Origin of the sequence: Trichococcus sp. (assembly GCF_049589555.1) — a bacterium.
Lineage (GTDB): Bacteria > Bacillota > Bacilli > Lactobacillales > Aerococcaceae > Trichococcus.
The window spans coordinates 1-5,558 of record NZ_JBAWAZ010000333.1 but is presented as its reverse complement, the minus strand read 5'-3'; the positions used below and the strand labels follow the sequence as shown (position 1 = coordinate 5,558).

The window sequence follows — 5,558 nt, the reverse complement described above, 5'->3', positions numbered from 1 at the left end:
AACCAAATGGACCTACTTGGAACAGAAAGAATGGGAAACAATCGAGGACGACATTGCCGCACTTGAGGAAAAAGGGCAGACATTGCAAAGTGCAATGGCCGAAAATGCTTCGGACTTCGCACAGTTGACCCAATTGCAACAGGAACTGGACAACGCAGAAGCTGCGCTTGCCGAAAAATGGGAACGCTGGGAATACCTCAGCCAGTTCGCCAAAGATTAATGTACATAGGAGAACAAAGATGACAAAACAATATTTGGATTTAGCAAGAACCGTCCTGGAAACAGGCGCGACGAAACACGACCGTACCGGAACCGGCACGAAAAGCATCTTCGGACATCAAATGCGTTTCGACCTCGCTGAGGGCTTCCCGATCCTGACGACAAAGAAAGTCGCTTTCGGCCTCATCAAGAGCGAACTGTTGTGGTTCCTTAAGGGCGACACGAACATCAAATACTTGTTGGAAAACAACAACCACATCTGGGATGAGTGGGCATTCGAGCGCTATGTGAAATCAGCAGATTACGCTGGGCCGAATATGGATGACTTTGGTCACCGCGTCCTGAAGGAAGAAGGCTTCAAAGAAATCTATGCTGCCGAAATGGCCAAATTCCGGGAAGCAATTTTGACGGATGCAGCCTTTGCAGCCAAGCACGGCGAATTGGGCAACATTTATGGGTCCCAATGGCGCCGCTGGAAAACGACTCAAGGGGAATTCATCGATCAGATCAGTGATGTCATTGAAATGATCAAAACGAACCCTGATTCTAGAAGATTGATGGTTTCGGCCTGGAATCCGGAAGACGTCCCTTCGATGGCCTTGCCGCCTTGCCACACCTTGTTCCAATTTTATGTCACTGATGGGAAGCTCAGCTGCCAACTGTACCAAAGAAGCGCGGATATCTTTTTGGGGGTACCGTTCAACATAGCCAGCTACGCCTTGTTGACGCATCTGATCGCGAACGAAACGGGTCTTGAAGTAGGGGAATTCATCCACACCTTCGGGGATGCTCATCTTTATCTGAATCATATCGAACAGATCGAGCTGCAGCTTTCCAGGGAGACTTTCGCTTTGCCGAAGTTGGTGCTGAAGCATCCAGAGAAATCCATTTTTGAAATGGAAAAAGAAGATATCGTCCTGGAAGGCTACAAGAGCCATCCGGGCATCAAAGCACCGATCGCTGTATAATTACTGATTAGCATACCTAGGAAAAGGAGGTTGCCGCCATCAGGTTCCATCATAGTTCCTGAGAGATCCGGGCGTTGGCTCGGCTGCGCGGCAAAACATGAGATGATCGCATTACTATGGGCTGAAGACGACAACGGAATCATCGGAAAAGGCGGAACATTGCCTTGGCACCTGCCGAATGACCTGAAGTATTTCAAGGAAAAAACACTGAACCACAAAATCGTGATGGGCAGAAAAACGTTTGAGGGAATGGGGTCACGCCCGCTGCCGAGAAGGGAAAGCATCATCCTGACGAGGCAAACCGACTACAGCCATGCAGGTGTTACTGTCCTTCATGAAGTCAAGGAAGTATTGGCGCTGGATAATGAAGAGGAGACGCTATTCATCATCGGCGGCAGCGAGATTTTTGAGCTGTTCCTGCCTTTCGCGGATATCCTGTACCAGACCGTTATCCATGCCGACTTTGACGGGGACACTTATTTTCCGACAACAGACTGGAACGAGTGGGAATTAACCTCGTCAACCTCAGGCGTTGTCGACGACAAAAACCGCTACGAACATGAATTCAAAGTCTTCAAACGGGTGAATTAAGCAAAAAGGGCTGACTCCAATGAAAGAGTCAGCCCGCTTTTTGTATTTTTGGATTTTTTCAGACGTACAATAGGATACCGAAGTACATGAAAGCGGCGCCTGCCAGAACGAAGAGGTGCCAAATGACATGCATAAAGCCATATTTTTTGTTCGAGTAAAAAATAGTTCCCAAACTGTAACTCAAGCCGCCCAAACCGATGAGCACAATGCCGTTCAGGCCGAGTGTCTGGTACATCGGTTGAATGATGAACAGCGCCATCCATCCCATACCCAAGTACAAGAGGGTGGAAATCCCGTTAAATTTTCCGACGAAAAAGATCTTCAGGATAATGCCGATGATTGCGATTGCCCAAACGGCAATGAACAAGGCCCTGCTTTGGCCGTTACGGACCGCAATCAAACAAAACGGCGTGTACGTCCCTGCAATCAACAAATATATGGCTGCGTGATCGATGTAGCGGAAAATCTTTTGAAATCGGGTCATACTGAAACTGTGATAGAGCGTCGATGACAGAAAAAGCAAAATCATCGAAGCGCCGTAAATGGCATAAGCAACGACTTCTGTAATGTTTCCTGATTGGGACCCCTTCAAAATGAGCAAGACGCATCCTGCGATGCTAAGCAAGGTTCCGATTCCATGGGTTACGGCATTCAACACTTCGTTTACGATGATTTTGCGTCTGCCTTCTGTTTGCGGAAAAGTTGTCACTTTCATTCCTCCTTGTTGCCTGTCAGCAATTGTTTTTTGGCCAAAGAAAAAAACAGTCTCCAACAACGTCCTTCTGAATGCATTATAGCACATTAAATGGTAAGATTTAAGCAAATAACAGTATCTCTCCCACCTGGAAATGACAGAAAGCTTCATGGGAATATTTTGAAAGGGGCAAACAGAATGGGAACCGATCCACAAAGAAGTATGAAAAACAGTCCGAATCCATGGAAAATTGCTTTCATCAGCTTGTCGCTCATTCTGGTCATTGCGGCAGTTTGGTTGTTCTCGAAAATCACGATGGATCAACCCAGTCAATCTGTGGAAGATACGCAAGTCACTGCGCAATCAGAGGATCAGCTTTCGGTCGTCGGATTTTCCTTGAGCAATACCGAATTGGCTGTCATCGCCAATGAATATATGAAATCAGAGGAGAGCCTGACCGGGTATTCGGTGGAAATCACGGATGTGGTGACTTTAAAAGGTGAAACCGTGCTGCTGGGGCTTTCGATTCCGTTCAGTTTATCAGGGGAGCCGCATGCGACAACGGACGGCAATCTGCAGATGAAGGTGACGGGCATTTCCCTGGGCGGGTTGTCTTTGCCAAAAAAAGAAGCCTTGAGTCTGTTGGCTCAATTTTTGACATTGCCCGTATTCGTCAGCTTGGATGCGGACTCGGAAACGGTGCTGATGAACTTGGCCAGTATGGATCTTCCCAAAGAAAGTGCCATCCGTTTGCTTTCCATCGATAAAAAGACAAAAGAATATTCATTTGAAGTAAGCATACCAACAGAAAATTTGATAGAATAGAAAGAGGCCTAATTTATGAAACAATCTTTTTACCTTTTCATTCTCACGTATAGAGACCCATATAAAAAAGATGACAAAACTACATTCGCGAATCGGATTTCCGAGGATATCGGTTTTCCGAAGCAAATGACCGACTACCACGAACTTGCCGATTACCTGGAGTTGAGCGGAGAGTATACAGAGTTCATGTCCGTCTTTGATGAGTTATTTGACGTATACGTCGAGAGGAACAGAAATTAGAGAAAGAAAGAAGGAAATGAAATGAGTACACACATCTCAGCAAAACCTGGACAGATCGCGGAAACAGTGCTGTTGCCGGGCGACCCACTAAGAGCGAAGTACATTGCGGAGACTTATCTGGAGAACGTCGAACAGTACAATTCGGTCCGTAATATGTTCGGTTACACAGGGACATACAAAGGCAAACGCGTCTCTGTCCAAGGCACTGGCATGGGCTTGCCTTCCATCATGATCTACGCCAATGAGCTGATCACCGAGTACAACGTGCAGAATTTGATCCGGGTCGGTTCGGCGGGCGCAATCCAAAAAGATATCCATGTCCGCGATATCGTCATTGCCCAAGGCGCGACAACAGATTCCAGCGTCGTCAGCAATACGTTCAACGGCCAAGTCAACTTTGCGCCGATCTGCAACTTTGAACTGATGCACAATGCCTATATGGTCGCGAAGGAACGGAAATTATCCGTCCACGTCGGCAATGTCTTATCCTCGGACCGCTTCTACAACGAAGAGTTGGATAAACAGAAATTGGCGGACTATGGCGTTCTGGCCGTAGAAATGGAAGCTGCAGGACTGTACCTGCTGGCAGCCAAATACAACCGGAAAGCGTTGGCTTTGTTGACGATCAGCGATCATATCCTGACTGGGGAAGAAACGACTGCCGAAGAGCGTGAAACAACGTTCGACGACATGATGCTTGTTGCTTTGGAATCTATCTTATAATCTAAAGAGGTGTAGTATGAATGGGCAACAACGGGCATAAACTTAAAAACGGCAAAAAACGCGGAGTCAAACTCTCCTTCTATTTCCTTTCCTTGCTCATCGTCGCTGCTGCGGCAATCGGCGGAACGTATGCGTGGATCGGAAGAAGCGTCACGCTTCCCTCCACGGAGGAAATCATCCAAGGGACAAACAGTTCAACACTGGATGCGGCTGCAGCGGACCGCATCGGAGCCGTCTATCAAACGCTGCTCAACAACTATGTCGAAGGTGTCGATGAAGAAGTTCTTATCGAGGGCGCCTTGAGCGGCATGGTGGAAGCAGTCGGCGACCCCTACAGTCAGTACTTGAACACAGAAGCGAGCGATAACTTGGATGAGACGATCTCGGCCTCATTCGAAGGCATCGGAGCTGAAATCATGTCCTTGAACGAGCAAATCGTCATTGTTTCGCCGATCAAAGGCTCGCCTGCCGAAAAAGCTGGGCTTTTGCCGAATGATGTCATCCTCAGTGCGGATGGCCAGGCATTGCAGGGCCTGACAGCTAGTGAAGCAGTCGCTCTGATCAGAGGCGAAAAGGGCAGTGAAGTGGTTCTGGAAATAGTTCGCGGTGATCAGACCTTCAAGGTGACCATCATCAGGGACACGATTCCGATCGAAACGGTGACATTTGAATTGGATGAAGAACATCCCGAAATCGGCATCGTCCATGTTGCCAGTTTCTCCACACCGACCTATGATGATATCGTCAGTGCTGTAACGGATCTGCGCACACAGGGAGCCACCTCCTTTGTGTTTGATTTCAGGCAGAATCCAGGCGGCTTATTGGATCAGGCTTTGAAAATCAGCAATATGTTCCTTAACGACGGAGACGTCATCATGCAGACGCAAGAAAAGGATGCCGATCCAAATAAAATAGTGGCAAGCGAAAGCGAGTTCGGAGATTTCAAGATAACCGAACCAACAGTCCTGCTTGTCGATGAAGGAAGCGCCAGCGCTTCGGAAATCGTTGCTGGGGCACTGCAGGAGTCTTCCGAGATACCGTTAATTGGGACAACGACTTTCGGCAAAGGGACTGTGCAAACAGTGTATCCATTGACCGAAAGCAGCGAATTGAAATTAACTGTAGCGAAGTGGTTGACGCCGAACGGAAACTGGATCCATGAAAAAGGGATCGCAGTCGACTACGAAGTCGCACTCCCGGAATACGCCACATTGACGATCATCGATTCCACAGCGACCTATGAAGAAGGAACCGTCTCGGAAGAGGTCAAGAATGTCGAAGCGATGCTGAATGCCATC

8 protein-coding genes are annotated in these 5,558 nt (G+C 47.9%); 7 read left to right on the top strand and 1 reads right to left on the bottom strand.

The features are described from left to right. The 3 genes from WBV27_RS11650 to WBV27_RS11640 form a co-directional block, all read left to right on the top strand. Positions 1-220 (top strand): ABC transporter C-terminal domain-containing protein (locus tag WBV27_RS11650; protein ID WP_424202250.1); only part of this gene is annotated, 220 nt, incomplete at its 5' end. A 19-nt stretch (positions 221-239) separates the two neighbouring features. Continuing rightward, positions 240-1,187 carry a thymidylate synthase gene (locus WBV27_RS11645; RefSeq protein WP_424202248.1) on the top strand — a complete coding sequence of 316 codons (948 nt, stop codon included), beginning with the start codon at positions 240-242 and terminating at the stop codon, positions 1,185-1,187. Between the two features lie 102 nt (positions 1,188-1,289). After that, on the top strand, positions 1,290-1,778 hold the full coding sequence (locus tag WBV27_RS11640; protein ID WP_424202246.1) for a dihydrofolate reductase: 489 nt from the start codon (positions 1,290-1,292) through the stop codon (positions 1,776-1,778). A 58-nt stretch (positions 1,779-1,836) separates the two neighbouring features. On the opposite strand, the gene trhA is transcribed toward WBV27_RS11640, so the two are convergent. Then, positions 1,837-2,493 (bottom strand): PAQR family membrane homeostasis protein TrhA, encoded by a 657-nt coding sequence (gene trhA / locus WBV27_RS11635; protein WP_424202244.1) that lies wholly within the window; start codon positions 2,491-2,493, stop codon positions 1,837-1,839. Positions 2,494-2,670: 177 nt separating this feature from the next. Between trhA and WBV27_RS11630 the strand changes: the two genes are divergently transcribed. The 4 genes from WBV27_RS11630 to WBV27_RS11615 form a co-directional block, all read left to right on the top strand. Continuing rightward, the gene (locus WBV27_RS11630) at positions 2,671-3,297 is read left to right on the top strand and encodes a YpmS family protein (RefSeq protein ID WP_424202242.1); all 627 of its coding nucleotides are present in this window, start codon (positions 2,671-2,673) and stop codon (positions 3,295-3,297) included. A 15-nt stretch (positions 3,298-3,312) separates the two neighbouring features. Beyond that, a complete protein-coding gene (locus WBV27_RS11625) occupies positions 3,313-3,537 on the top strand; it encodes a YozE family protein (RefSeq protein WP_424202240.1) in 225 nt (74 codons plus the stop codon). A 21-nt stretch (positions 3,538-3,558) separates the two neighbouring features. Continuing rightward, positions 3,559-4,260, top strand: coding sequence for a purine-nucleoside phosphorylase (deoD, locus tag WBV27_RS11620; protein ID WP_424202238.1), 702 nt, complete (start codon positions 3,559-3,561; stop codon positions 4,258-4,260). Between the two features lie 20 nt (positions 4,261-4,280). Beyond that, positions 4,281-5,558 (top strand): S41 family peptidase (locus WBV27_RS11615; protein ID WP_424202236.1); only part of this gene is annotated, 1,278 nt, incomplete at its 3' end.